Origin of the sequence: Mesorhizobium sp. Primo-A, from assembly GCF_003997175.1 — a bacterium.
Lineage (GTDB): Bacteria > Pseudomonadota > Alphaproteobacteria > Rhizobiales > Rhizobiaceae > Mesorhizobium > Mesorhizobium ciceri.
This window is the reverse complement of record NZ_RZTG01000009.1, coordinates 101,267-127,738: the sequence shown is the minus strand read 5'-3', so window position 1 is coordinate 127,738 and position 26,472 is coordinate 101,267. Positions and strand designations below refer to the sequence as shown.

At 63.7% G+C, this 26,472-nt stretch carries 25 protein-coding genes; 11 read left to right on the top strand and 14 right to left on the bottom strand.

Going from position 1 to position 26,472, the window contains the following annotated elements; translation table 11 throughout:
* Nucleotides 1–5 precede the first annotated feature (5 nt).
* Genes EOC83_RS17905 through purU form a run of 4 tightly spaced genes read left to right on the top strand, consistent with a single transcriptional unit; the run spans nucleotide 6 to nucleotide 3,166 of the window.
* Nucleotides 6–1,127 (top strand): fatty acid desaturase family protein, encoded by a 1,122-nt coding sequence (locus EOC83_RS17905; protein WP_082826495.1) that lies wholly within the window; start codon nucleotides 6–8, stop codon nucleotides 1,125–1,127.
* 11 nt (nucleotides 1,128–1,138) lie between these two features.
* The gene (locus EOC83_RS17900) at nucleotides 1,139–1,453 is read left to right on the top strand and encodes a MocE family 2Fe-2S type ferredoxin (RefSeq protein WP_013530832.1); all 315 of its coding nucleotides are present in this window, start codon (nucleotides 1,139–1,141) and stop codon (nucleotides 1,451–1,453) included.
* Between the two features lie 34 nt (nucleotides 1,454–1,487).
* Nucleotides 1,488–2,288, top strand: a complete 801-nt coding sequence (locus EOC83_RS17895; protein ID WP_063168536.1) for a 3-methyl-2-oxobutanoate hydroxymethyltransferase — start codon at nucleotides 1,488–1,490, stop codon at nucleotides 2,286–2,288.
* Nucleotides 2,285–3,166 (top strand): formyltetrahydrofolate deformylase, encoded by an 882-nt coding sequence (gene purU, locus EOC83_RS17890; RefSeq protein ID WP_063168535.1) that lies wholly within the window; start codon nucleotides 2,285–2,287, stop codon nucleotides 3,164–3,166. Before EOC83_RS17895 ends, purU begins: the two co-directional genes overlap by 4 nt.
* A gap of 9 nt (nucleotides 3,167–3,175) precedes the next feature.
* Here the strand turns inward: purU and hutH are convergent, their stop codons facing one another.
* Nucleotides 3,176–4,657, bottom strand: a complete 1,482-nt coding sequence (gene hutH / locus EOC83_RS17885; protein ID WP_063168534.1) for a histidine ammonia-lyase — start codon at nucleotides 4,655–4,657, stop codon at nucleotides 3,176–3,178.
* A complete protein-coding gene (locus tag EOC83_RS17880) occupies nucleotides 4,654–5,655 on the bottom strand; it encodes an ornithine cyclodeaminase family protein (protein WP_063168533.1) in 1,002 nt (333 codons plus the stop codon). The genes hutH and EOC83_RS17880 overlap by 4 nt, the downstream gene beginning before the upstream one ends.
* A 121-nt stretch (nucleotides 5,656–5,776) precedes the next feature.
* On the opposite strand from EOC83_RS17880, the gene EOC83_RS17875 reads away from it, so the two are divergent.
* The 7 genes from EOC83_RS17875 to EOC83_RS17845 all read left to right on the top strand — a co-directional run bounded on the left by EOC83_RS17875 (nucleotide 5,777) and on the right by EOC83_RS17845 (nucleotide 14,936).
* Nucleotides 5,777–7,240, top strand: a complete 1,464-nt coding sequence (locus EOC83_RS17875; protein WP_063168532.1) for a DHA2 family efflux MFS transporter permease subunit — start codon at nucleotides 5,777–5,779, stop codon at nucleotides 7,238–7,240.
* A gap of 239 nt (nucleotides 7,241–7,479) precedes the next feature.
* Nucleotides 7,480–8,466 carry an ABC transporter permease gene (locus EOC83_RS17870; protein WP_013530837.1) on the top strand — a complete coding sequence of 329 codons (987 nt, stop codon included), beginning with the start codon at nucleotides 7,480–7,482 and terminating at the stop codon, nucleotides 8,464–8,466.
* 66 nt (nucleotides 8,467–8,532) lie between these two features.
* Nucleotides 8,533–9,561 (top strand): sugar ABC transporter substrate-binding protein, encoded by a 1,029-nt coding sequence (locus EOC83_RS17865; RefSeq protein ID WP_063168531.1) that lies wholly within the window; start codon nucleotides 8,533–8,535, stop codon nucleotides 9,559–9,561.
* 82 nt (nucleotides 9,562–9,643) lie between these two features.
* Nucleotides 9,644–11,767, top strand: coding sequence for an SMP-30/gluconolactonase/LRE family protein (locus EOC83_RS17860; RefSeq protein ID WP_013530839.1), 2,124 nt, complete (start codon nucleotides 9,644–9,646; stop codon nucleotides 11,765–11,767).
* Entirely contained in the window at nucleotides 11,764–12,813 is a 1,050-nt protein-coding gene (locus tag EOC83_RS17855; RefSeq protein WP_063168530.1) for a hypothetical protein, read from the top strand. The genes EOC83_RS17860 and EOC83_RS17855 overlap by 4 nt, the downstream gene beginning before the upstream one ends.
* On the top strand, nucleotides 12,813–14,309 hold the full coding sequence (locus tag EOC83_RS17850) for a sugar ABC transporter ATP-binding protein (RefSeq protein WP_063168529.1): 1,497 nt from the start codon (nucleotides 12,813–12,815) through the stop codon (nucleotides 14,307–14,309). The genes EOC83_RS17855 and EOC83_RS17850 overlap by 1 nt, the downstream gene beginning before the upstream one ends.
* Nucleotides 14,310–14,528: 219 nt before the next feature.
* Nucleotides 14,529–14,936, top strand: a complete 408-nt coding sequence (locus tag EOC83_RS17845) for a carboxymuconolactone decarboxylase family protein (protein WP_063168528.1) — start codon at nucleotides 14,529–14,531, stop codon at nucleotides 14,934–14,936.
* Nucleotides 14,937–14,940: 4 nt separating this feature from the next.
* Here EOC83_RS17845 and EOC83_RS17840 read toward each other — a convergent pair whose 3' ends face one another.
* The 12 genes from EOC83_RS17840 to EOC83_RS17780 form a co-directional block, all read right to left on the bottom strand.
* Nucleotides 14,941–15,828: an amidohydrolase gene (locus tag EOC83_RS17840; protein WP_063170273.1), complete on the bottom strand. Its 888-nt coding sequence runs from the start codon at nucleotides 15,826–15,828 to the stop codon at nucleotides 14,941–14,943.
* Nucleotides 15,828–16,964, bottom strand: coding sequence for a VWA domain-containing protein (locus EOC83_RS17835; protein WP_063168527.1), 1,137 nt, complete (start codon nucleotides 16,962–16,964; stop codon nucleotides 15,828–15,830). The genes EOC83_RS17840 and EOC83_RS17835 overlap by 1 nt, the downstream gene beginning before the upstream one ends.
* A 199-nt stretch (nucleotides 16,965–17,163) precedes the next feature.
* Complete coding sequence (locus EOC83_RS17825) at nucleotides 17,164–18,045, bottom strand: MoxR family ATPase (protein ID WP_063168526.1); 882 nt, start codon at nucleotides 18,043–18,045, stop codon at nucleotides 17,164–17,166.
* 8 nt (nucleotides 18,046–18,053) lie between these two features.
* Nucleotides 18,054–19,058, bottom strand: a complete 1,005-nt coding sequence (locus EOC83_RS33585) for a molybdopterin cofactor-binding domain-containing protein (protein WP_063168525.1) — start codon at nucleotides 19,056–19,058, stop codon at nucleotides 18,054–18,056.
* 1 nt (nucleotide 19,059) lies between these two features.
* Nucleotides 19,060–20,427 (bottom strand): xanthine dehydrogenase family protein molybdopterin-binding subunit, encoded by a 1,368-nt coding sequence (locus EOC83_RS33580; protein ID WP_063168524.1) that lies wholly within the window; start codon nucleotides 20,425–20,427, stop codon nucleotides 19,060–19,062.
* Between the two features lie 13 nt (nucleotides 20,428–20,440).
* The gene (locus EOC83_RS17810; protein WP_063168523.1) at nucleotides 20,441–20,923 is read right to left on the bottom strand and encodes a (2Fe-2S)-binding protein; all 483 of its coding nucleotides are present in this window, start codon (nucleotides 20,921–20,923) and stop codon (nucleotides 20,441–20,443) included.
* A gap of 59 nt (nucleotides 20,924–20,982) precedes the next feature.
* Entirely contained in the window at nucleotides 20,983–21,777 is a 795-nt protein-coding gene (locus EOC83_RS17805) for an FAD binding domain-containing protein (protein WP_063168522.1), read from the bottom strand.
* Nucleotides 21,778–21,790: 13 nt separating this feature from the next.
* Complete coding sequence (locus EOC83_RS17800) at nucleotides 21,791–22,234, bottom strand: SRPBCC family protein (RefSeq protein ID WP_063168521.1); 444 nt, start codon at nucleotides 22,232–22,234, stop codon at nucleotides 21,791–21,793.
* 132 nt (nucleotides 22,235–22,366) lie between these two features.
* Nucleotides 22,367–23,194, bottom strand: coding sequence for an AraC family transcriptional regulator (locus EOC83_RS17795; RefSeq protein WP_024501541.1), 828 nt, complete (start codon nucleotides 23,192–23,194; stop codon nucleotides 22,367–22,369).
* A gap of 179 nt (nucleotides 23,195–23,373) precedes the next feature.
* Nucleotides 23,374–24,141, bottom strand: a complete 768-nt coding sequence (locus tag EOC83_RS17790) for an SDR family oxidoreductase (protein WP_063168520.1) — start codon at nucleotides 24,139–24,141, stop codon at nucleotides 23,374–23,376.
* Nucleotides 24,142–24,228: 87 nt separating this feature from the next.
* Nucleotides 24,229–25,227, bottom strand: a complete 999-nt coding sequence (locus tag EOC83_RS17785) for an ABC transporter permease (RefSeq protein ID WP_013530853.1) — start codon at nucleotides 25,225–25,227, stop codon at nucleotides 24,229–24,231.
* 42 nt (nucleotides 25,228–25,269) lie between these two features.
* A complete protein-coding gene (locus EOC83_RS17780; RefSeq protein WP_013530854.1) occupies nucleotides 25,270–26,010 on the bottom strand; it encodes an ATP-binding cassette domain-containing protein in 741 nt (246 codons plus the stop codon).
* Between the last annotated feature and the right edge of the window lie 462 nt (nucleotides 26,011–26,472).

Genomic DNA, 26,472 nt, shown 5'->3' with positions numbered 1-26,472 from the left:
AACGAATGCTCCGGCTGGCGGGCCGGAAATCGGAGGTCGATGTGATGGAGAAAAAGCGCGACTACAGCCTGGTCGGGGAAAGCACGCGCATCGCGATCGAGACCGGGCTGGCCTCGGCCGAGTGGTATCACACCGATGTGCCGCGCAAGGCGATGAAAGAGCTGATGCAGCGCTCGGACGGCCCGGCGATCCGCGACACGATCATCTGGATCGTTGCCATATTGGGTTCCGCCGCCGGGATCGCCTGGTTCTGGGGCACGTGGTGGGTGGTGCCGTTCCTGCTCGTCTATGGCGTGCTCTACGGCTCGTCCAGCGACTCGCGCTGGCACGAGTGCGGCCACGGCACCGCCTTCCGCACACGCTGGATGAACGATGCCGTCTACCAGATCGCCAGCTTCATGCTGATGCGCAATCCGGTGACCTGGCGCTGGAGCCATGCCCGCCACCACACCGACACGATCATCGTCGGCCGCGACGCCGAGATCGCGGTGATGCGTCCGCCGGACCTGCTGCGCGCCGCACTCGCCTTCACCGGTGTTCTCGATTTCCGCTATTCGCTGCCGACGCTGGTGCGCAATGCGTTCGGCAGCATCTCGCCGGACGAGAAAAGCTTTATTCCCGAGATGGAGCTTCACAAGGTGGTCACAGCCGCGCGCTGGCATGTCGCCATCTATGTCGGGGCGATCGGGCTAGCGCTTCATCTGTGGTCGTTCCTGCCGCTGGTGCTGATCGGCCTGCCGCGCCTCTACGGCAGCTGGCACATGGTGCTGACCGGCCTGCTGCAGCATATCGGGCTGGCCGACAATGTCACCGACCACCGGCTGAACACGCGCACCGTCTACATGAACCCGATCAGCCGCTTCATCTATTGGAACATGAACTATCATGTCGAACATCACATGTTCCCGATGGTGCCCTATCACGCGCTGCCGAGGCTGCACGAATTGATCAAGCACGATCTGCCCGAGCCGAACCCTTCGATGTGGCATGCCTATCGCGAGGTCTGGCCGGTGCTGCTGAAGCAGCTTCAGTACGAGGATTATTTCCTCAAACGTGAATTGCCGCCGACGGCGCGGCCGTACCGGGACGAATTCCATGCACTGACCGTTCCGGCGGCGGCGGAATAGGGGAGAAGCAGATGGCCGACTGGGTTGAAGCGTGTGGCGTCGACGATGTCGAGGAAGAGGATGTCATCCGCTTCGATCATGGCGGCCGTACCTTCGCCATCTATCGCAGTCCCGATGACGAGTACTTCGCAACCGACGGATACTGCACGCATGAGAAGGCGCATCTGGCCGATGGGCTGGTGATGGACGACATCATCGAATGCCCCAAGCACAATGGCCGCTTCAACTACAAGACGGGCGTGGCTCGAGGCGCACCGGTATGCGTCAATCTCGCCACCTATCCAGTGAAGGTCGAGGCTGGCAAAGTGATGATCCAGATCGGCTGACCTGCCGCCGAATGCAACTGAGGGAACCCTTTTGATGAGCCGAAAAAGACCGACGGTGGCGGATTTGCGCGCCATGAAGGGCAAGCGACAGCTGACCATGCTGCGTGTGCTGACGATGGACGAGGCCGAGGCCGCGGAGCGCGCAGGGGTCGACATCGTCTCGGTGCCGCCCGAATTGGTGCTCAACCCTGAGTACCGCGACGCGGCGCCCAGCCTGTTCACCATGCCGGGCGACAATTTCTACGAGATCGGCACGGCGGACGATTTCGTGCGCTGGGCCTTCCGGCTCTACAAGGCCGGCGCCGACGCGGTCTATTGCAGCGCCGGCTACGCCACGATCAAGCGGATGGCCGATGACAATATCCCGGTGATCGGCCATGTCGGGCTGATCCCGTCACGGGCGACCTGGACTGGCGGCTTCAAGGCGGTCGGCAAGACCGCCGACACCGCCATGGATATCTTCGCGGCGGTGAAGCAACTGGAGGCCGCCGGCGCCATCGGCGCCGAGATCGAGGTGGTGCCGGTCGAGGTGGCCAAGGCGATCTCGGAGCGGACGTCGCTGATCATGCTGTCGATGGGAGCGGGTACCGGTTGCGATGCGCAATATCTGTTCGCCGACGACATTCTCGGCCAGAACCGTGGCCACATGCCCCGTCATTCCAAGGTCTATCGCAATTTCGCCGCCGAATATGATCGTTTGCAGGCCGAGCGTATCGCCGCGTTTTCGGAATATGTTGCCGACGTGAACAGTCTCGCCTATCCCGAAGACAAGCATGTGGTGCATATGGATCCGGCTGAACTCAGCCTGTTCATGAAGAGGGTCGACGGGGCGTGAAATCTCAAGGCAATGATGCGACGGGCGAGGCCGCGCCGGTTCATATTCTCACGCTTTCCTGCGAGGATCGGCCGGGGATCGTCGCCGCCGTCACGGCGGAGCTTGCCGCGAACGGCGCCAACATCGCCGAAAGCAGCCAGTTCTGGGACCGGCAGACCAATCGCTTTTTCATGCGGATCGCCTTCATCAGCCCGTTAGGCTCGACCGGGGACAGTCTGGAGCGGGCCCTGGAATCGAGCGTCGACCGCTTCGGCATGAAGACCGCGCTGGTCGATCAGGGACGCCGCCCGAAGATCATCGTCATGGTCTCCAAGTTCGACCACGCGCTTCTCCATCTGCTGTACCAGATCAGGGTCGGCTGGCTGAACGCGGAGGTTGCAGCCGTCGTCTCCAACCACGAGGATGCCCGCCGCTTCGCCGAGCTGGAGGGCATTCCCTACCACCATTGGCCGACCACCAAGGAGAACAAGGCCGAACAGGAACAGAAACTGCTGGACCTGGTGCAGCGGACAGGGGCCGAACTGGTCATCCTGGCGCGCTACATGCAGGTCTTTTCAAAAGGTCTGTCGGACCGGCTGTTCGGACGGGCGATCAACATCCACCATTCGTTCCTGCCGAGCTTCAAGGGCGCCAAGCCGTACCACCAGGCTTTCGACCGCGGCGTCAAGCTGATCGGTGCGACGGCGCATTACGTCACCTCCGACCTCGACGAGGGCCCGATCATCGATCAGGAGACCGAACGCGTCACCCATGCGATGAGCGCCGAGGATTTCGTCGCCGTCGGGCGCGACATCGAAAGCCGGGTACTGGCGCGCGCCGTCAAGCTGCATCTCGAAGCCCGCGTCATGCTCAACGGCCACAAGACCGTCGTCTTCTGAGAAGCCGCGTCAGGCCGGCCAATTTCCGCCGGCGAGCGCGGCGTAAAGCGCTTCGGCGTCGATGCCGAGCGGCCGGTCCTCTTTCAGCATGGGGACGAGCGAGCGTATCGCCGCGTGAAGTGCGGCCGTGCGCGGCGCCAGTGTGAAGCCGTCGCGCAGGTCGACGGCCTGTGCCGCGGCCATCAATTCGAAGGCGATCAGCCGCCGCCACAGCGCGATCATCCCTGCGCATTTCGCAACCGCCAGAGGTGTCTGCGTGGCGTGATCCTCGACGCCCTCCGACACGGCCAGAAAGTCGAGCATCACCGGATTGGCCTTGTGGCGGATGGCGGCCAGGATCGAGGTCACTGTCTTCTGTAGCGGCACGAAGCCGGCCGAGGCGCCGCCGACCGGCGACAGATATTTCGGCAGGCCATTGCGGCCCGAACCGGTGAGCTGAATGAAGCGCGCGGCACTGGCCGCGGCACATTGGGCGATCGCCAGGCCGAGCGTCTCAAAGGCGAGCGCCAGTGCGGCGGTGTGGAAATTGCCGGTCGACAGTACCAGTTCATCATCGCCCAGCACCAGCGGGTTGTCGGCGGCGGCGTTGAGCTCGATCTCGACAGCCTGTCTCGCCTGGCCGATCGCCTCGATCAGTGCGCCATGGACCGATGGCATGCAGCGGATCGACAGCGGGTCCTGCAAGGTGGTCGGTGCCGGCGCGTCGTCTCGGACGAGCAGATTGTGCAGCACCTTGGCTGCTTCCTGCTGGCCGGCCGCCGGGCGCGCCATATGCAGGCGCGGGTCGAGGATGGTGCGGTTGGCACCAAAACCTTCCATGGTCAGAGCCCCGGCATGCTGTTGCTGGGCCAGGGCAGTGAGGGCATCCGTCACCGCAAGTGCGCCGCTGCCGGCGGAAACCGCCGATGCGTTGATCAGCGATAGCCCGTCCTTGGGCGCCAGGCTGATCGGGGCGAGGCGCGCCATCATCAGCGCCTTGGCCGCCGGTATGCGACGGCCCTGATAGTCGGCTTCGCCTTCGCCGGTGAGCATGCGGGCGAGTGCCGTCATCAGCACCAGGTCGCCGGCTCCGATCGAACCGAGCGAGGGCATGACGGGATGGACGCCGGCATTGAGCGCGTCGAGCAAAGCAACGAAGACGGAAGACGAAAGGCCGGATCCGCCAACCGACAGCATCGCTGCACGCGCGGCCATGCTTGCCCGCACGGCATCGACCGGCAATCCTTCGCCGACGGCGCCGCTGCGTCCCTCCAGCAACTGGCGCTGGAAGGCTCCGGCATCGCCCTCTACAGCAGTGCCGAGATTGGCGCCGAGCCCGGTGTTCAAGCCATAGATCTGCTGGCTGGACGCTGCAGCCTGGTCGAGCACTTTTCGTGCCTTCTCCAGCCTGCCGATGACATCGGGTCCGATCTCCACCTTGCGCCCATCGCGGGCGACCGCAGCGACATCGCCAACGCCGACGCCGGTTCCGGTGAGGACGAGCGCGCTCATGCGAAGCGCAGTCTCTGGCCGATGCCTTGCGCCTGCGCCTTGGCCAGCATCGCCTTGCCCAATGCGATATCAGACAGCGACAGGCCACGATGCCAGAACAGGATCGTTTCGTCGTCGCTTTCGCGCCCAACTTTCAGGCCGGCGGCGATCTGGCCGAGCTCGGCATGCAGCGTCTGCTCGCTCAGCCGCCCGGTCTCGACATGGGCGCGTAGCGAGCCGAACTTGCCGCCCTTGCACTGGCCCCAATCGTCGACGACCATTTTCTGCATGATGTCGGTCAACGACAGTTCGACCGCGCTCATCGTGCCATAGGGCACGACCAGTGCGCCCCGTTTGATCCATTCGGTCCTCAGCAGCGGCTGCGGCTCCGGCAGCCGCGAGGCCTCGACGACGATGTCGGCGCCCTCGATGCAGCTTTTCCAGTCGGCCACCGCTGTGACCGTCTTGCCGAGATCGGCGGAGAGTTCGGCGGCAAAACCGTCGCGGCTTTCCGGGCGGCGCGAATGGACGCGAATCTCGTCGAAGTCGAAGAGATGGTCGAGCAGGCGCACATTCCAGTAGGCGGTGCCGCGCGCGCCGATATGGGCCAGCACCTTGGAATTCTTGCGCGCCAGATGCCTGGCGCCGATGGCGGTGACGGCGCCGGTTCGCATGTCGGTGATGACGGTGGCGTCGAGGATGGCGCGCGGCGCGCCGGTGCGCGGGTCGAACAGGTTGAGGATGCCGAATTCGGAAGGCAGGCCATGCAGGTAATTGTCGACATAGTCGCCGACGATCTTGACGCCGGCCGTGTCGAGCGGCGCGACGTAGCCGCGCAACACATTGAAATGGCCGTGGAAGGACGGGTCCGGCTCGAGATGGACGCGCGGTTCGATCACCGTCTGGCCCTTGCCTTGCGCCACCAGGCCAGCCTCGACGGCGGCGATGATTTCGCCATCGGTCATGGCAAGGGCATCGATGTCGAGGGCATTGAGGTAGTCGATGTAGATGGGCTTCATGTTACGCGTATACTCTCCTCGACGGCCCCATCCATTCCATAGCAGGCCATGGCGGCACACGAAAGTTTGTTGCGACGTCTCTGGACGCCGCCGGGGAGATGCTGTTCAAACCGGTTCCGTCATGACTGCCATTCCCGAGACCGCAACCTTGTCCGAAACGGCCATCCATGCGCGGCGCGTGGCGCTGATCGTCGCCATCGCCTTCTTCATGCAGTTGCTGGATTCGACGATCATCTCGACATCGCTGCCGCAGATGGGCGCCTCCTTCGGCGTGTCGCCGGTGGCGATGAGCATCGGCATCACCGTCTACATGCTGACCATGGCGGTGTTCGTGCCGCTGTCGGGCTGGCTCGCCGACCGGTTCGGGGCGCGCAACATCTTCCTGCTGGCGATCGTCCTGTTCACCCTGGCTTCGCTCGCCTGCGGCCTCTCGCAAACCCTGACCCAGTTCGTCGCCGCACGTGTCGTGCAAGGGCTCGGCAGCGCGCTGATGACGCCGGTTGGGCGCATTCTCGTCCTGCGCAATGCGCCGAAATCCGAACTGCTCAACGCCACGGCGCTGATCACCTGGCCAGCACTGTTTGCGCCGGTGGTCGGGCCGGTGCTCGGCGGCTTCATCACCACCTATCTGTCCTGGCACTGGAATTTCTTCATCAACATCCCGCTCGGCGTGATCGGGCTGGCGCTGGTCGCCCGTTTCATCCCAGGCGACCGCGAGGCCGACCCCAAGCCGCTCGACTGGCCCGGTTTTTTCCTGACATCGGCGGGACTTGCCTTGCTGCTCTACGGTCTCGAGCGTATCGCGCATCCCGAGGACGGCGTGCTGCCGACAGCGCTGCTGATCGTAGCCGGCATCGTCCTCGGCTGGCTGGCGGTGCGCCATCTCAGGCGCGCGCCGCATCCGCTGCTCGATCTCTCCTCGTTCAAGGTGCTGACCTTCGCCATCTCGACGCTTGCCGCCGGCACCATTTTCCGGGTGGCGATCAACGCCACGCCGTTCCTGCTGCCGCTGCTGTTCCAGGTTGGCTTCGGCCTTTCGCCTGTCGATGCCGGCTTGATGATCCTGGCCTATTTCCTTGGCAATCTCGGCATGAAGACGGTGACCACGCCGACGCTGCGCCGTTTCGGTTTCCGCTCAGTGATGGTCGTCAACGGCATCATCGCCTCGGCCTCGATCATGGCTTGCGGAGCGATCTCGCCGCAGACGCCGCAAGCGCTGGTGGTGGCGCTGATGCTGATTGCCGGCCTGTCGCGCTCGATGCAGTTCACCGCCCTTAACACGCTGGCCTTCGCCGACATCGATGCGTCGCAACGAAGCTCGGCGGCGACGCTGTCCTCGATGCTGCAGCAGGTGGCGATGCTGTTTGGCGTCGCGGTGGCGGCGGCGATCCTTAATCTGTCGCAGATCGTCAGGGATCGCCCCGCTCTCGATCTTGTGGATTTTCGAGTAGCCTTTCTGGTGATCGGCGCCATCGGGCTGGTGGCGGCGCTGCGTTTTCTCGTGCTCCCGCCAGGTGCGGGCGCGGAGGTTTCCGGGCACTCGCCGGGAAATTCAGATCGATTTTTCCGCCTGATGCGGAGATAAATTCCGTCCTGTCCCTTTGCCTTGGTGCAGCGCTTTCGCGTGCGGCCGCAATGGCGCAACCAATTGCCAAAAGCGCAGAGTTTTCCGCGCATTGCGCCAGCTTCGGCAATCGATCGTCCACTCGATAAATATCGCAGCCGGCCTGGGTTCCGGGCGCGGATTCATTTGACGAACCGGCGTTGGGCCGATTAGCGTTCTTTCCCAGGGATGGCAGCGCTGCCATCGGGGCAAACGCAGACATGAACACCATCGGCTGGCCAAATTTCAGGAGCCTGAACCAGGAAGGCATTGTCTTTGCCATCGCCGTGGTGCTGTTCGTTGCAGCGGCTATAGGCCTGCCAGGTTTCATCGACCCCAACAATCTCGTCGCCATCGTCCGCTCCGTGTCGGTGCTGGGCATCCTTGCGCTCGGCATGGCCGTGGTCATCATCGGCCGCGGCATCGACCTCTCTGCCGTCGCGATCATGGCGATGTCGGTCGCCTGGTACCTGCAACTGCTGAATTCGGGGACGCCGGACGGGCTTGCCTTCGCCTATGTGCTGGCCGGTGTGCTGGCCATCGGCCTGCTCAATGGTTTTCTCGTCGCCTATGCCGACGTGCCGGCGATCTTCGTGACGCTGGCGACAGGCTCCTTCGTCTTCGGCTATGTACGCTCGCAACTGATCACGCAGGATGCCGTGCCGGTGCCGCAGGGCCATTGGGTCGAGTTGCTCGGCGGCCTGCGCTTCCTCGACATTCCCATCGAGGTTTTCGTCTTCGCAGGGCTGGCCTTCCTGTTCTTCCTGTTCCTTCGCTACACCAAATGGGGCCGCTATATCTATTTCGCCGGCGATAATCCGGTGGCCGCCCGCAACATCGGCATGCCGGTGCGGCCGATGCTGGTGCTGCGCTATGTGCTTTCCGCCTTCGTCGCACTGGTCGCCGGCCTGCTGACGGCGGCCAGCCTGCATTCGATCAATACCCGCGTCGTCAATTCGACGCTGCTCTACGATATCGTGCTGGTGGCGGTTATCGGCGGCATCGGCCTGTCCGGCGGGCGCGGCGGGGTGCGCAACGTGCTGGTCGGTGCGGCACTGATCGGCATCCTGCTCAACGCCATGACCATCATCGACATTCCGCTGCTCTACCAGAACCTGATCAAGGCAGCGATCCTGCTCGGCGCCATCATCGTCGACGGCATCATCAATCCACGTGACGAGCAGACCGCCCAGCAGGGCGACATTTAGACCTGAACTGCGGCGGACGGTTGGGGCCGGCCGCTGATAACAACGACCAAAGCAAAAGGATCCGACATGAAACTGATCAAGACACTCATGGCCGCCGCCACGGCGCTCGCCGTCACCGCCTTCGTGGCGCCAACCTTCGCCGCCGACGATCCGGGGCCGACTGCGTACGCGCAGGCGCTCAAGGGCAAGCGCGTCATGCTGGTGCCGCTGGCAATGGGCTTCGACCTGGCGCAGGGCTGGGCGCACTATCTGAAGACCGAAGTCGAGGCCTGGGGCGGCGTGTTCGAGACGCGCGACCCGAACTGGGTCGTCGATGCCGGCGCGCAGGCGATCACGGACGCCATCTCCTCGGACACCAGGCCGGATGTGCTGATCATCCACGCGCCGGACCTCAACTCCTATTCCAAGCTGATGAAGAAGGCACAGGCCGCCGGCACCTATGTCATCCTGGTCGACAATCCCGCCAACTTCCCGGCCGACGCCTTTATCGGCAGTGACTGGGACCGGCTTGGCCAGCTCGAGGCCGAAGCGGCGATCAAGGGCTGCGGCCCGAACTCGTCGAAGAAGATCGGCCTTGTGCAGGGTGACCAGGCGAACTCCTCCAGCCTCTATCAGTATGCCGGCATCATGAAGGTGCTGGACAAGAATCCCGACTTCAAGGTGGTGGCCAAGCCCGATTCCAACTGGGATGCGACGACCTCGCGCAACGTGACGACGACGATGCTGCAGCAGAACCCGGATATCTGCTCGATCATCGATTTCTGGGATGGCGACGCCACCGGCGCGTCCGCCGCGATCCGCGATGCCAAACTCGACGGCAAGGTGTTCCTGGTCACCACCGGCGGCGGCGAAAAGGCGGCCGATTGCGACAAGCTGGTCGACGGCACCTATGGCGCTGTGGTGATGACCGATCTTGCTCGCCAGTCGGGCGACATGAACGCCATCATCAAGTTCCTGCTGCAGAGCGGCCAGCCGGCCGGCACCTCGCACACCTACATCTACACGCTGGAGAAGGCGACGACCAAGGCCGACCTCAAGCCCGACAGCTGCTGGGACCTGAAGGCGCTGCAGGCACAAGCGGCGGCGGCAAAGTAAGCCGCACCTTTTCGACTGAAGTACAAGCGAGGTGACCGGAAGGATCCGGTCACCTCGTCCCCTCATGGAATAGCAGCAGCCGATGTCCTTTCGCGAACGCCTCCAGTCCTGGCGCTACAATCTCGTGCCCGACCATGTCGTCGGCGAGATACTGACCAAACGCTGGACCGACAACGCCATTCCGTTCCTGGCGCTGGTGGCGACATTGGCGACCTTCGGCTCGGTCATTCCCGGCTTCTTCAAGCTGACCGCTTTGCAGGAATCGACCCGCCAGCTCGGCGAGTTCTCGATGGTCGTCACCGGCATGACGGTGGTGATGCTGGGTGGCGGCATCGATCTGTCGGTCGGCTCGATCTTCGCGCTGTCGTGCTTTTCCGCCGTCTATGTCTTCTTCATCCTCGAACAGTCGATCTGGCTGGCGCTGGCCGCATCGCTCGCCACCGGCCTCATCTTCGGCGCCATCAACGGCTACCTTGTCGGCTATCTCAGGCTGCGCGCCTTTCTCACCACGCTGGTGACCTTCATCTTCGGCCGGGCGCTGTTCGACATCCTGGTCACCACCTATGCCGCCGATGTGCAGCTCTCGACCGCGACATCGGATGTGCTCGACTTCATCGGCGACAGCACCTTCTGGGGGCTGTCCGTCTCGGTGTGGCTGGCGATCATCCTGGCCATCGTCACCCATATCGCGCTGACGCGTTCGCGGCCGGGCTGGCACGTGCTGGCGGTCGGCGGCTCCAGGCGCTCGGCGCACAATGCCGGCATCCGCGTGCGCCGCACCGTGTTCATGACCTATGTCTTTTCCGGCTTCTGCGCCTCGATCGGCGGCTTCCTCATTGCTTGCCGGCTGAGCGGGGCAGGGCCGGGAACCGGCCTCAACCTCGAGATCATGGCGCTGACGGCGGCGGTGGTCGGCGGCGTCAGCCTCGGCGGCGGGCGCGGCTCGGTGATCAAGGGGCTGATGGGCGCAATCATCGTGCTGACCATGACCAACGGTCTGATCCGCTTGGGCTACGGCACCGGCACCAACCAGATGGTGCTCGGCATCATGTTGGCGGTGGCGGTGACCATCGACATCCGCTGGCTGAAGAACCGGCACAAGGTGCTGAATGAGGTCTATGTCGCGCCGGTCTATCTCAAGATGGGCGAGACACAGTCGGCCGCACCCGGCTCGGGCACGCCATACGAACTCGACAACAGGCTGTCGGCCGCAGAGCATATCGGGCTTGGCGAGCTGGAGGGGCCGGAAGACGTCATCCTCGACCGCGACGACAATCTCTATTGCGGCACGCGTCATGGCGAGATCGTCCGCTTCTTCGCGCCGGACTATGTCAGGTCGGAGGTGTTTGCCCACATCGGCGGTTTCCCGCTGGGGCTGGCCTTCGACAAATCAGGCAATCTGATCAGCTGCGTCGGCGCGATGGGTCTCTATTCGGTCTCGCCGGATCGGGAGGTCAAACGCCTCTCGGCGGAGACGTCGCGCTCGTGGACCTCGATCGTCGACGATGCACGGCTGCGTGACCCCAACGACTGCGATATCGCACCGGACGGCCGCATCTATTTCACAGATTCAACTAAGCGATATGACGCCCACGATTGGGCGCTGGATTCGATCGAGAACCGTGCCACCGGCCGGCTGCTGGTCTACGACCCGAAGGACGGCTCGACGAAGACGCTGCTCGACGGCTATCGCTACACCAACGGTGTGTGCATGGCGCATGACGGCAAGTCGCTGTTCTTCGCCGAAAGCTGGGCCTGCCGCGTGCACCGCTACTGGCTGGAAGGGCCGAAGGCCGGCACCGCCGAATGCGTCATCCGCGACATGCCGGGCTATCCCGACAACATCAACCGCGCCTCCGACGGCAATTACTGGATGGCGTGGCTCGGCATGCGCACGCCGAGCTTCGACCTGTCGCTGCGCCATCCCGACATGCGCAAGCGCATGACGCGCCGGCTGCCGCAGGACGAATGGCTGTTCCCCAACATCAACACCGGCGGTGTGGTGAAATTCACAGAGAAGGGCGGCATCGTCGAGGCGATGGGCGACCTCACCGGCGGCGCGCACCCGATGGTCACCTCGATGCGCGAGCACAAGGGGTATCTGTTCGTCGGCGGCATCCTCAACAACCGTATCGGCCGCTACAAGATTGCAGGCGCCGACCCGAACTGGACCAGCCCCGCTTCCTATTGGGGAGCAAAGCCATGATCCTCGACCCGGTGCTCGACCTGTTCCGCGGTAAGGCGGTGACCATCCCGCCGCTCGACGGCGCTTTTCGCCCCAATACGCGGCTGGATGATGCGCCGGCTTTTGCCGAGCTGACGGAACCGGATAATCTGCTGGTTACCGGTGACAGGCTGCTGGTCTCCAGCGGCAACGCCATCCATTCGATTGCTGCTGGAGCGCAACCTGTCGTGGTCGAGACCTTTCCGTCTGCCGTCACCGCGCTGGCGCTGTCGCCATTGGGCGAACTGACGGTCGGGCTGGAAAGCGGCAAGTTGCTGATTGGCGGCAGCGACGTTTCACTGCCGGCCGGGATCAGCTGCATCACCGCACTAGCCTATGCGGATGACGGCACGCTGTGGCTGGCCAACGGCTCGACCGAGCATGCGCCATCGCAATGGGCCGCCGATCTGATGAAGAAGGGCGTGTCCGGTTCGCTCTGGAAGCGAGGCGCCGCAGGCGGTGATTTCCGCAAACTCGCCGGCGACATTGCCTTTCCCTACGGGCTGCATCCTGTCGGCGAGGATCTGCTGGTTAGCGAAAGCTGGCGTCACCAGCTTGTTCGCTTCGATGGCGCTACCGGCAACCGCTCGACGGTGCTTGCACATCTGCCGGGATATCCCGCGCGGCTGTCGCCGTCCGCCGATGGTGGGGCCTGGCTGACCTTGTTTGCGCCGCGCAACCGGCTGATCGAATTCGTGCTGCAGGAAACGCATTACCGGCAGGACATGCTGAGCCAAGTGCCGCCGGCCTACTGGATCGCGCCGGCACTGGCGTCCAGCCGCAGCTTCCTCGAGCCGCTGCAATGCGGCGGCATCCGCACCATGGGCATCCACAAGCCGTGGTCGCCGAGCCGCTCCTATGGGCTGGTGGTCAGGCTCGACCAGAAGATGCAGCCGCTGTTCAGCCTGCACAGCCGCGCCAATGGAACGCGTCATGGCATCTGCAGCGTTGCGGAAAAGGATGGCCGGCTGTTTGTCGCCTCCAGAGGCGGCGACTGCGTGCTGGCGATCGATGCGGGAGGTTTTTGATGGAACCGATCGTTCGGCTGGAAAACGTCACCAAGAATTATCGTGGCGTGCCTGCGGTGAAGAACGTCAGCTTCGAATTGCGCAAGGGCGAGATCCATGCGCTGCTCGGCGAGAACGGCGCGGGCAAATCGACGCTGACCAAGATCATCGCCGGTGTGGTCGATGCCACTTCGGGCAAGATGTTCCACAATGGGCAAGAGATCGCCTACGCCTCGCCGCACGCAGCGCTTGAAGCCGGCATCGCCATGGTGTTCCAGGAGACCAGCCTGGTGCCGTCGATGACGGTGGCGCAGAACCTTTATCTCGGCACCGAAAAGTTCCTCAACCGGCTGCGCGGCACCTACATTTCAGCGCAGCAGTTCCTGCAGTCGCTGAATTTTCCGGTCGACCCCAACGCCATGGTGGCAACGTTGGGCGCCGCCAAGCGGCAGATGGTCGAGATCGCGCGCGCCGTCCACCACAATGCCGAGATCATCATCTTCGACGAGCCGACGGCGACGCTGACGCCGGAGGAGAAGCGGCACTTCTTCGCGCTGATCCGCCGGCTGAAGGCGGGCGGCGTCTCGATCGTCTTCATCAGCCATGCGCTGGAAGAGGCGCTCGATATCGCCGACCGCATCACCATCCTGCGCGACGGCGAGCTGGTCATTACCGACGACACATCCGCCTTCGACCGCGACAGGATCGTTTCCGCCATGGTCGGGCGCACGCTATCGGGACAGATCTACCGCCAGCGCGACGAAGCGAAGCTGCGCAAGGCGGGCAAGAAAGTGCTGTCGGTGCAGGACATTTCGATGAGCAATGTCGTGCGCAACACCTCTTTTTCGATCTTCGAGGGCCAGATCACCGGCGTGTTTGGGCTGATCGGCTCCGGCCGCACCGAGACATTCAAGATCGTCTCAGGCATCTACAAACGGGATTTCCTGCGCGGGGGCGCGATTGAACTCGATGACAGACCGGTGCGCTATCTCGTGCCGAGCGAAGCGGTGGCCGACGGCATCGTCTATGTCACCGAGGACCGCAAGAGCGAAGGCATCTTCGAGACGATGGGCATTGCCGAAAACCTGTTCGGCGGACTGCTGGCGGCGGGCCGCGAAAAGGCCTGGGTGATCAACACGCAGGAGATGCGCGCGCTCTCGGCCGAATGGACGAAGACGCTGAACATCAAGGCAATCAACGACAATGCGCGCGTCGTCGAGCTGTCAGGCGGCAACCAGCAGAAGGTGGTGATCGGCAAGGGGCTGGTGCAGAAGCCGCGCATCGTCATCTTCGACGAGCCGACACGTGGCGTCGATGTCGGCGCGATCGCCGAGATCCACCAGATCATCAACCGGCTGGCCGATGAGGGGCTGGCCGTCGTCGTCATCTCGTCCTACCTGCCGGAGATCATGAACCTGTCCGACCGCATCCTGGTCTGCCGCCAGGGCCGCATCGTCGAGGAGTTTTCGCCGGCGGAGGCCACGGAGGAGAAGATCATGTACGCGGCCGTGCATTAGATTCAGGTGAGGCCGGCCTGCAAATGGCGGTTTCCTGCGCTTCCGGTTCTCACGTACGAAAAGTACGCTCCGCTCCGGTTCTCGGAACCCACCATTTTCGACTCGGCCTGACCTGAATCTAGACGCCGGCGCTGGAAAAGTGAATCGGACGAGTGGATTGGCCGCAATTGCTCAAGACCTGATTCAATTCACGCAACGATCCAACGAAGGAAAAACCCCATGGCCACCACAAAACTCCTCAGCGATGCCGAGGTCGAAAAGATTCCCGCCGTGAAAGCCGTGTTCGAAGACATCCGCGCGACGCGCAAATCTGATTTCGTCAACAATTTCTGGCGCGGGCTGGCCAATGATCCTCCGGCGCTGAAGCGGATCTGGGAACAGTTGAAGGTGGTGATGGTCGCCGACAGCGCCATCGATCCGCTGACCAAGGAGATGATCTACATCGCGGTGTCGACCGCCAATGGCTGCTCCTACTGCGTCCACTCGCACACGGCGGCAGCCCGCGCCAAGGGCATGACCGATGCGCAGCATGGCGAACTGGTGTCGATCATCGGGCTCGCCGGCCAGACCAACCATCTGGTGACGGCGATGCAGATTCCAGTCGATCCGCAGTTCGAGGTGAAGTGAGGCGTCACACCGGCCGGTAAACCTTCTCCGCCGTGTTCCAGAAGATATCCGCCTCGGCCACCGCACCATGCTTGGCCACCGCGTCGCGGTGCGCCTTGATCAGCTCAGCGTGGCTGGTCCACAGCTTCTCGATCGGGAAGTTCGAGCCGAACATCAGATGGTCGGCGCCCAGGATATCGATCGCGTTGTCTACGACATAGGCGATCAGCAGGGGATCGTTGCGGTGGACGAAGGTGCCGAGGCCCGACAGCTTGGCGTAAAGATTGGGCGCCGCCGACAGCGTTTGCAGGCCTGCCTTCCAGGCCTCGGTGGTTTCCGGTTCCATGCCGGTCAGCATGCCTGCATGGGTGAGGATGAAATTCGTTTCGGGGTTCTCGCCGACCAGCGTCAGGCCGTCCTTCATCTGGGCGGGGAAGAGCTGCAGGTCGAAGGACAGGCCATAATCCTTGAGCCGCGCCACATTGGCGCGCACTTTCGGGTCGATCACCTGATCGGCGGAGGCGGCGAAGCGGAAGGCCGGGGTCTCGTGCCAGTGCAACTGCATGCGCAGGCCGCGCAGCAGCTTGTATTTCATCAAGCGATCGATCTGAGGCCTGATATCGTCGACGGTCATGTCGGTGTAGCCGACGATGGCATGCGGCCAGCCGGTTTCGTCGGACGTCTTCTGCAGGAAAGCGACTTCCTTCTCGAAATCCTCCTTGGCCCAGTTGGTCTGGACGTAGACGGCCTTCTCGACGCCTGAATCCCTCTGGTCTTCGAGAAATTCCTCGATCGGATAGTCGCGCCGGATCGGTTCGTAGGGGCCGAAGATGCGCGGCACCATCGGTCCGACCAGCCATGGCTGATCCTGTTGGCGCCAGATGTGAAAATGTGCGTCGATGGTTTTCTGCATCATGAAACCCTCTTCCAGATTGTCGCCGCCGCCGGAGCAGGGCGGGCGAGCGACAGGATGAAATCGGTGAGACCGGCAAGCGACGAGCCGTCGACGAGATCGTCGAGGTCAGGCAGGATGGCGCGAAGTGCCGCCGTTGCCGGCCGGAAGCGCGGGTCGCCGGCCAAAGGTGTGGCCAGCGACAGCCGGAAGGCGCGGGCGCTCAGCCGCCGCATGGCTGTCTCCAACTCGGCATGATCGCCGCGTTCCAGCGCGTCGGATAGGATGACGATAGCGGCACCGCGTGCAAAGGCTGAAAAGCGCGGCACCGAGAGGAAGGCGAGCAGCGTCGGCCCCATGCGGGTGCCGCCGTCCCAATCGTCGACCTGGACAGCGGCGCGGGCCAATGCCTGGTCGCCGTCGCGGATGCGCAATGCCGTGGTGATGCGGGTCAGCCGCGTGCCGAAGGTGAAAATCTCGGCACGGTCCGCGCCTTGCACGGCGGCATGCGCCAGCTTGAGATAGTCTGCGGTGTGCAGCTTCATCGAGCCGGAAACGTCGATCAGCAGCAGCAGCTTGCGCGGCACGGTCTGGCGGCGGCGCAGCAGCGGCGAGGGCACGTCGCCATCGGCGCTGACGATTTCCCGCAGCGACCGGCGCAGATCGAGCTTGCCGCGCGAATGCGTGCGCACGGTGCGGAACGAGCGGCGGGCGGGCAAGGCTGAAGCGAGCCTGCGGCGGAAAGCGGCAAGGTTGTCGTCGTCGCGCTTGAAATCGCGGGTACTCAGTTGTTCGGCGCCGGAAGAGAGTTCGCCACCTTCCTGATGGCTGATGACCTCGATCTCTTCCTGGCTCGCACCGCCATCATCCTTGATGCGGGTTTCCTCGTCGGCGTCGCCTTCGACCACGGCGGACCTGTTGCCATAGAAATGGCTCTGGAAATGCGCTTCGAATTCGTCGCGGCGGTCGGGCGGCGGCGCCAGGGTGGCGAGGGCCGCCTCGCGGATGTCGGCCATCGAGCGTGGACCGAGCAACGTCACCGCCTGCATGAAGCCGGAGACTTGCTCGGGGGCTATGGCAAAGCCGTAGCGGCGCAAGAGCCTGGCAAAACCCAGGAATGGCGAGGCGGCGCGGGGGAAGCTTGTTTCCCGCATCATTCTGTGTCGCCCCCCTCTGTCCTGCCGGACATCTCCCCCTCAAGGGGGGAGATTGGCAGCTTCGGCGCTTCGCTCTGTTCGGCGACGTCAGCGATTAGCGAAAGCGGGGATGACATCCGATCTCCCCCCTTGAGGGGGAGATGTCCGGCAGGACAGAGGGGGGCGCTGTCCCGCCAGCCTTGCGAAATGACCTCCCGCGTCACGCCAGCGCCTCCTCGACGATCCGGCCAAGCTCCGGTGCGATGTAGGAAAGGTCTTCCTCGTCCTTGATCAGCACGCCGATGGCGCGGCGGAAGGCTTCCGGCCACGGGCTGCCGCCCTTCTCCAGGATGGTGGCGGCATTGGCCCATTCGACGGCCTCGGCGATACCCGGCGGCTTGGCCAGCGGCCGGGCGCGGATGGTCTGCACGGCCGCCGCCACCGCGCGCGCCGTTACCTCGGCCACATCGCCGGCGCGCAGCATGATGATGGCGGCCTCGCGCTCGGCGTCGGGATAGCCGATCCAGTGGTAGACGCAGCGGCGGCGCAGTGCCTCGGCAAGCTCGCGGGTGCGGTTCGAGGTCAGGATGACGATCGGCTGTGCCGTGGCGCGGACGGTACCGCGTTCGGGAATGCTGATCTGGAAATCGGAGAGGAATTCCAGAAGCAGCGCCTCGAATTCATGATCCGAGCGGTCGATCTCGTCGACCAGCAGCACGCGCTGTTCCGGCGCCTTCAGCACCTGCAGCAGCGGCCGGGCGATCAGGAAACGGTCTTCGTAGATGTCGATCTCGTGCTCGCCGGCGTGGCGAATGGCGAGCAGCTGGCGTTGATAATTCCATTCGTAGAGCGCGTGCGCAGCGTCGATGCCTTCATAGCATTGCAGCCGCACCAGATCGCGGCCGAGCAGCGCGGCGATCGCCTTGGCCGCTTCCGTCTTGCCGACGCCTGGTGCGCCTTCGAGCAGCAGCGGCTTCCCCAGCCGGATCGCCAGGAAGATCGCGGTCGCAAGACTGTCGTCGGCCAGATAGCGCGAGGCGGCAAGATGCTGCGCCACCGCCTCCGGCGAGGTCGCTGATGTCTCGGCGCTTGTCCCGGTCATTTCGGCCCTCAGTTCGCCGCTTGCGCCTTCAGCGCGCGCAGGATGCGCTCCGGCGTGATCGGCAGCGTGTCGATGCGCACGCCGACGGCGTCGAAGACGGCATTGGCGACCGCCGGGATCTGCGGGTTGGCGCACATTTCGCCCGGCCCCTTGGCACCGTATGGCCCGTCCGCCGATGGACGCTCCAGCACGATGATCTCGGTCTCGGCGAGGTCGCCGGGGCCGGGCATCAGATACTGGTTGAAGTCCGTGCCGCCATGGTCGCGGTTGGGATAATAGGGCTCGGTCGTCTCGTAGAGCGCATGGCTGATGCCCATCCACGAACCGCCGACCAGTTGCTGTTCGACCATTTTCGGGTTCAGCGCGCGGCCGATCTCGAAGACGTTCTTCACAGTCAGCACGGTGACCGCGCCGGTCTCGTCGTCGACCTCGACCTCGGCCACGGTGCAGGCATGCGCGTAGCAGGTCGATGGCTTCATCGCGCCAGTCTCTTTCTCCGGATAAGAGCGCGGAATCAGGAACATGCCGCGGCCCGAGATCGAGCGACCGCGCTTGAAATGCGCCGACAGCGCGACATCGAAGATCGAGATCGATTTTTGCGGCGCGCCTTTGACCAGTATGTTGCCCTGGCCGTCGGTCTCGAGGTCGGAGGCGTTCACCTCCAGTTCCTCGGCGGCCACTTCCAGCATCACCTGCCGCGCTTCCCTTGCCGCCTGGATGACGGCGTTGCCGGCGCGGTGCGTACCGCGCGAGGCGAAGGTGCCCATGCAGTGCGGGCCGGTGTCGGTGTCGGCGGTGTCGACGACGACGCGGTCTGTCGGCACGCCGATGGTCTCGGCGCAGATCTGCGCCATGATCTGCTTCATGCCCTGGCCGAGATCGACGGAGGACAATGTCACCATGAAATTGCCTGTTGGCGTCGAGTGCACCAGTGCCTGCGTCGGGTCACCGCCGAGGTTCATACCGGTGGGATAGTTGATCGCGGCAACGCCGCGCCCACGCCTGATCGCCATCTCAAGCTCCCTTCGTATAGGAGGACATCGCCAGGTACTTTTCCGCCACCGGCCAGTTGGCGGCGCGCGAGGCTTCCTGCATGCATTCGATCAGCGCGGCGCCCTCTGTCGGCTGGCGGTGCGCTTTCATATCACCGTCGCGATAGGCGTTGATGAAGCGGAATTCGAGCGGGTCCATGCCGATCAGGCGCGCCAGCTTGTCCATCTGCACCTCCAGCGCGAAATCGCCGATGGTGACGCCGAAGCCGCGCATGGCCGACGACGGCGTGCGGTTGGTGTAGACGCAATAGGTGTCGATCCAGACGTTCGGAATAGTGTAGGGGCCGGGATAATGCCCCGCGCCCTTCTGCGCGCCGTAGGGCGAGTGGCGCGAATAGGCGCCGGCATCGGTGTATCCGGTGACCTTGCGCGCGACGATGCGGCCATCTTTCATGACGCCGTCCTTGATGACGACCTTTTCAGCGGCGCGCGGCGACGAGATCTGCATCTCCTCCTCGCGGCTGTAGATAAAACAGACTGGTCGTCCTGTTAGTTTTGCGCCGAGGATGGCGATCGGCTCGACGATGACGTCGACCTTGCCGCCAAAACCGCCACCGACTGTGCCGCCGACGAAATGCAATTTGCTGCCCGGCATCTGCAGGATGATCGAGGTGTTGTCGAGCGTGAAGAACATCGCCTGCGTGTTGGTATAGCAGGTGAAGCGGTCATTGCCCTCGGGCGCCACCACGCAGCCGGTGGTCTCGGTCGGCGCGTGCTCGATCGGCGAAGACTGGTAGCTCTGCTCCAGTATGTGGTCGGCGCCGGCGAAGCCCGCCTCGACATCGCCGAAGCGCACCTTGCGGCACTCGCCGCTATCATAGAGGTAATAATTCTGGCCGTGATATTCGTTGACCAGCGGCGCGTCGGGTTTCAGCGCCTCTTCCATGTCGAAGACGGCCGGCAGCACCTCATAGTCGACCTTGACCTTGGCTGCGGCCTCTTGTGCCGCGCGCTCGGTTTCGGCCAGCACCGCCACCACGGCCTCGCCCTTCCAGCGCACCTTGCCGTCGGCAAGCACCGTCTCGTCCTCCGGCCCGATCTGGATCAGGATCAGGATGGTGTAGACATTGTGCGGTACGTCCTTGGCGGTCAGAATTTTCACCACGCCCGGATGTTTTTCCGCCTCTGAGGTGTCGATCGAACCGATGCGGGCATGGTGATGCGGGCTGCGCACCATCTTCAGGTGCAGCATGCCGGGAAAGTTGCGGTCGGCGAAAAAGGCGGTCTTGCCGGTGACATGGCCGGGCGAATCCGAGCGCGGCCGGGGCTGGCCGATCTCGTGCAGATCGTCCTTGCGGACATCGGCGAAGTAGTTCTTGCGCAGTTCCATTGTTTTGGACCCTTCAGGCCGCGTTCTGCGAATTGGCGCGGGCGGCGGTCAGCACCGCCTGGATGATCGGCTCGTAACCGGTGCAGCGGCAGATGTTGCCCGACAGCGCCTCGACCACCTCGTCGCGGCTGGGATTGGGCGTGTGGTCGAGCAGCACCTTGGCCGCCATGATCATGCCCGGCGTGCAGAAGCCGCATTGCGTGGCGAACGTGTCGAGAAAGGCGCGCTGCAGCGGGTGCAGCACGCCGCTTTCCGAAAGCCCTGATGTCGTGCTGATGACGGCGCCATTGCAGGTCTCGGCCAACGTCAGGCAGGAGAGCCGGAGTTCGCCGTCTATGATGACAGAACAGGCGCCGCAGGTGCCCTGATGACAGCCGCCCTTCGGCGAGGTGTCGCCGATCTTGTCGCGCAGCGCCTGAAGCAGCGTCGTGCCGCTGTCGATGAATTCGGCCTTTTCCGAGCCGTTGAGCGTGAATTGAACCGGAACCTTTGCCATGTTTTCCTCCCAGCGCGCCTGCCCGAACCAGCGGACAGACGCGCGCCCCCGAACAAATATTATGCGAGCAGCAACCGCCCGAGATGAACCGGCAGGACTTCGGCGCGATACCAGGCGCTGGCGATCGGGTCGGTGATGGGCGAGGTGCCATCACCGGCCGCGGCCAAGGCCGGCGCGATGCCGTCAGCGGTTAGCGTTCGGCCGATCAGCGCTTTTTCCGCCGCCCTGGCGCGCATGGGCCGATCCGCCATGCAGCCGAGTGCGATCCGCGCCGAGGTCACCGAGCCATCCGACGACAGTTCCAGAGCACCGGCTATGCTGAGCACGGAGACGCCCTTGGGCTTGACCCTCGACACTTTCAGGAAGCGGAAACTGTCGGCCTTCGGAAGCGTGAAGCTCACGGAAGTGACGACGACGCGGCTGCCGCCCCGATTGGCCAGAAAAGTCTCGATCGGCGTTTCACCGTCATCGGTGCTGACCGTCGCATCGAGCGCCAGCAGGGCAACAGCGAAATCGCCATACGGGCTCGGGGCAAAAAGATTGCCGCCGACGGTCGCCATGTTGCGGATGGCCGGGCCTCCGACGGCACGGGCGGCCTTGGCGAGCGTGCCGAGCCCCGGATGGCCGGCGATCGCCGCCATGGTCACCGAAGCGCCGATGCAGACTTTATCGCCGGCAACGGCGATGGTGGACAGGGACGGCTCGGTCGACCTGATAAGGCCGGAAACCGAAACGTCGCCTTCATTGGCCGCGCGGACGACCAGCGTGCCGCCACCGAGATAGCGGGTGCCGGCCGCCTTCAGTGCCGCGTTCGCGTCTTTCACCGTTGCAAAAGTCTGCAGTGCCAGCGCCATGGTCTGGCTCCTGTCAGCTCTGGCCGGCGAAATGGCTTTTCAGGGCGTCGAAGCCGCCCTGAAAGACATTGGCGCCCATGCCCTCGGCCAGCTTGTCTGCCTCCTCAGGCGCGGCGTCGAAGCTAGCGGTCCATTCGGCGTAGGTGCGGTCGCCATCGGTGACGCGCCGCAGCTGCAGGGTCGCCTTGTGGTTGGTCAGCGGCTGCGGCGTCTCGAGGATGGAGTAGCTGACCAGGAAATTCTGATCGGAGAAGTCGAGCAGCTTTTCGCGTAGGCGGGCGCCGCTGGCGAGCTGGAAATTGCGCACGCAGCCGATTGTGGTGGCATCCTTGCCGTCTTCAATGTGGCTTTCCACCATGCGCGGATGCCAGCCCGGCAGCCCGTTGAAGTCGCGTATGCGCGCCCAGACCTTTTCGACCGGCGCGTCGATGACGCTGGAGATGGTGACTTTGGCCATTCAAAATGTTCCCTTGCAAAAGCGATCCGGTGCAAGGGTAGGGCGGCCATTTCAGCGACGCTTATCAATGCGTCTTGAGCGCCTATCAAGGAGTCTGAAAAAGGGCGGGGAGTCTGAAAAAGGGCGGCTGGTTCAGGCGATCGCCCGCGCGGCCTCGCGGTAGAGCGTCGGCGGCACGCCGACATGGTCGCGGAAAAAGCGCGAGAAATTGCCCTGCGTGGTGAAGCCGAGATTGCAGGCGACGGAGATCAGCGGTTCCTGCGACCATTGCAGCTGCCGCACCGCTTCCTCCATGCGCAGCGTGTTCCAGTAGACATTGGGCGTCAGATTGGTCTGTTCCTTGAACAAAGCGAAGAAATGCGGTCGCGACAGGCCGACGCTGCGCGCCACGTCGTCGAAGCAGATGCGCTCGCAGACATTGGCTCTCATCAACTGGATTGCCTTGCGGACACGAAAATCCTGCATGGTGTTGATGCGGACACGGGCCTCCTGCGGCGCCGAGGCGTCGGCGGCGTCGAGCACGCTATCGATGAAACGCTCGATCTCGTAGTTGGCGATATCGTCGACGCTCTCATTGTCGCTGAGGTGGTCGAGCAGATTGGCGGCGGCCTGATGCAGCCACGGTTCCAGCGTGATCGCGGCTTGTGAAAACAGCGGCGCCGACGAAGGCAGGTCGCGGCGGCGCCGCGCCCAGTCGGGATCGATGTAGAAGGCGAGAAACAGACCGGGCGTCCCGTTTTGCGACAGAACATGGCTGTGCGGCTGGAAGGAGTTGATGCCGGCGGCCGTTCCAGGCCCAAGCCGGACGGTCTCGCGGCCGATGGTCATTTCGCCGGCCGTACCTTCCAGCCAGATGATGAGATGGGCCTCGACATGGGCATGGGTGACGAAGTCGCTTGCGACATTCAGGATAGAAACATGTCCGAACCGGCCCCAGTAGAGCCTGATCGCTTCCGTCATGGGTATATCCTCCCGCAGGCGACTGGCCTCCCTTCGCCTGCAGTGGGGATTGTGCGGCCGAGTTCGGGGCCGCGTCAAGACGCGCGCGGGCGGCGAGGGCGAATGACGGCCAGTGAGGCCGGATTTTCAGACTGAGCGATACGCACTGGAACGAATGGCGGTCGGGAGAATTGCCAACCTCAAACCGAAGCCGTCATGCCGCCATCGACATACAGCGTATGGCCGTTGACGAAGGACGAGGCATCTGACGCCAGAAACACGGCGGCGCCGATCAACTCGTCGACATTGCCCCAGCGCCCGGCCGGCGTGCGCTTTTCCAGCCAGGCGGAAAATTCGGGATTGTCGACCAGCGCCTGGTTCATCTCGGTGCGGAAATAGCCGGGCGCGATCGCATTGATCTGCAGGCCGTGTTTGGCCCAATCGGCGCACATGCCCCTTGTCAGGTTGCGGATCGCGCCCTTGGTGGCGGTGTAGGGCGCGATGTTCGGCCTTGCCAGTTCGCTCTGCACCGAACCGACGTTGATGATCTTGCCCTTGCCGCGCGGGATCATGTGGCGGGCGACCGCCTTGGCTGCATGGAAGGCGCCCGACACATTGGTCTTGAACAGGCGCTCCCATTGCTCCTCGGGAAAGTCCTCGAGCGGGGCGCGGAATTGTATGCCGGCATTGTTGATGAGGATGTCGATGGCGCCGATCTCGGCCTCGATGCGGGCAATGTCCTCATTGACCGCCTGAAAATCGGTGACGTCGAATACCGAGGCGTGCGCCTTGAAGCCGGCGTTGCGCAGCTTTTCGACGGCGCTGTCGATCCTGGCGGCGTCGCGGCCGTTCAGCACCACGCTTGCCCCATGTTCGGCCAGGCCCCGAGCCAGCGCGAAGCCGATGCCCTGGCCGGAGCCGGTCACCAGCGCCAGCCGGCCCTCGAGGCTGAACAGGGAGTTGGCCATCAAACCGTCTTTTGTTTGACCATGATCTCCGGACAAACGGTTCCGTTTGTCCGAGAAAACCGGTTTCCACTTTTCGGGATCATGGTTCTAGTCGCTGCGGCGGAAATTGCGGATGCGGTCGAACAGCACCGCCAGCAGGATGGCGCCGCCGATGAAGACGCCTTGCCAGAAGGCATTGATGCCGAGCAGGCCGAGACTGTTGCGGATCACCTCGATCAGGGCCGCGCCGACGATGGCGCCGAAGGCGGTGCCGACGCCGCCGGCCAGATTGGCGCCGCCGATGACGGTGGCGGCGATTACCTGCAGCTCCATGCCGGTGCCGAGATTGGTGGTGACGGCACCCAGCCAGCCGGTCTGGATGATGCCCGCAATGCCCGCCGACAGCGCCGAGATCATGTAGACGGCAACCTTGATCTGGCGCACCGGAACGCCGGTCAGCGTTGCCGCGTGCTCATTGCCGCCGATGGCGAAGATATGGCGGCCGAACTTGGTCCAGCGCAGGATGAAGCCGGTGATCAGCGCCAGAAGGATCATGTAAAGCACCGGGTTGGCGATGCCGAACACCCAGGCGCCGCCGCCCAATGACAGAAGCTTGGCATGGTCCGGCCCGAACTGGAAGACCACCGTGTTGTTGGAGGCGACCATGGCGAGGCTTCGGGCGATCGACAGCATGCCGAGCGTCACCACGAAGGGTGGAAAGCCGAGATAGGCGATCAGCACGCCGTTGAAGGCGCCAATGGCGAGCGCGGTGGCAATCGAGGCCAGGATGCCGACCTCGATCGAGTAGCCGGCATGCATGGTGACGGCCAGCACCATCGACGACAGGCATAGCACCGAGCCGACCGACAGGTCGATGCCGCCGGTGATGATGACGAAGGTCATGCCGAGCGCGATGATGGCGACGAAGGTGATGTTGCGGGTGATGTTGTAGAGGTTCTTCGAGGTGGCGAAAGCGTCGGTGGCAAACGACAGGAACACGCAGGCAAGGATGACCGCGATCACCACCCAGAAAGTCTGGCTGGCAAACAGTCTCGCGGCCAAGGATTGCTGCTTATGCTCGATCGGCTGGTCAATTGTCAGTGCCATCGTCGACCTTCATCTGCTGTGCGTGGTGGAATTCGCTTGAAATCAAACCTGTTCGATAGCGCCGGTGATCAGCCCGGTGACTTCCTCGGGCGAGCTCGACGCAATCGTCTTGTCGGCGACCTTGCGCCCGCGCCGCATGACGATGACGCGGTCGGCGACGGTGAACACGTCAGGCATGCGGTGGCTGATCAGAACGACGGCGATGCCCTGATCGCGCAAATGGCGGATAAGGTTCAGCACTTCGGCGACCTGGCGCACCGAGATCGCCGCCGTCGGTTCGTCCATCAGCACGATCTTGGCCTGCGACAGCATGGTGCGGGCAATCGCCACCGCCTGGCGCTGGCCGCCCGACATCTGCTTGACGAGGTCGCGCGGACGGGTCTCGGACTTCAATTCGGCGAAGAGCTGGCCGGCACGCTTGTACATCGAGGCATAGTCGAGGATCCGGAACGGCCCGACGCCGCGCCGCAACTCACGGCCGAGATAGACATTGGCGGCGGCAGTCAGATTGTTGCAGAGCGCAAGGTCCTGGTGGACGATCTCGATGCCGTGCTGGCGGGCTTCCGCCGGCTTGTGCAGGATCAATTCCTTGCCGTCCATGTGCATGGTGCCATGGCTCGGGCGGAAATTGCCAGCGATCATCTTGACCAGCGTCGACTTGCCGGCGCCGTTGTCGCCCATCAGGCCGACCACCTGTCCGGGCTCGATCGACAGCGAAACGTCGTTGACGGCCTGGATGGCGCCGAAATGCCTTGAGATGTTGGTGAGTTCGAGAACCGCCACCAGCCTTTGCCTCCCCGTGCTTTGCGACCTGCAGCTGTTACCGGCGTGGATGCCGACGCTGCTTTGGCCTCGCTCTCCCCGGCTCCTCCCGAAGACGGCGTTAGCGTTCTTTTACGCAAAAGCCGGCGCACGTCAATCAATTGTCGGACGAATTGGGCCAGGACTATTTTAAAAATCCGTTTTGTAGGACAAATAGCATTGACGTTGGCGCCAAGCCGATATTAGCTAAGCGTCGGAGGAGATTATGCCGATCCCCGCTGGCGGTCGCCGGCCGGAATTGGCGGAGGTTTGACGGTCCAGGATCCGGCGGCACCTGTGTGTGAGCTGATCTGAAGCCGAATCTGGAAATGCTTATCGATCTGTCCTGGCGACACGAGCGCTCGCGAAACGACCCTCGGTCATCACGCATCCGGTCGATCTGTATGGCGGGCACGCCGTGTCCGTTTGTTTCAAGGGAGGACT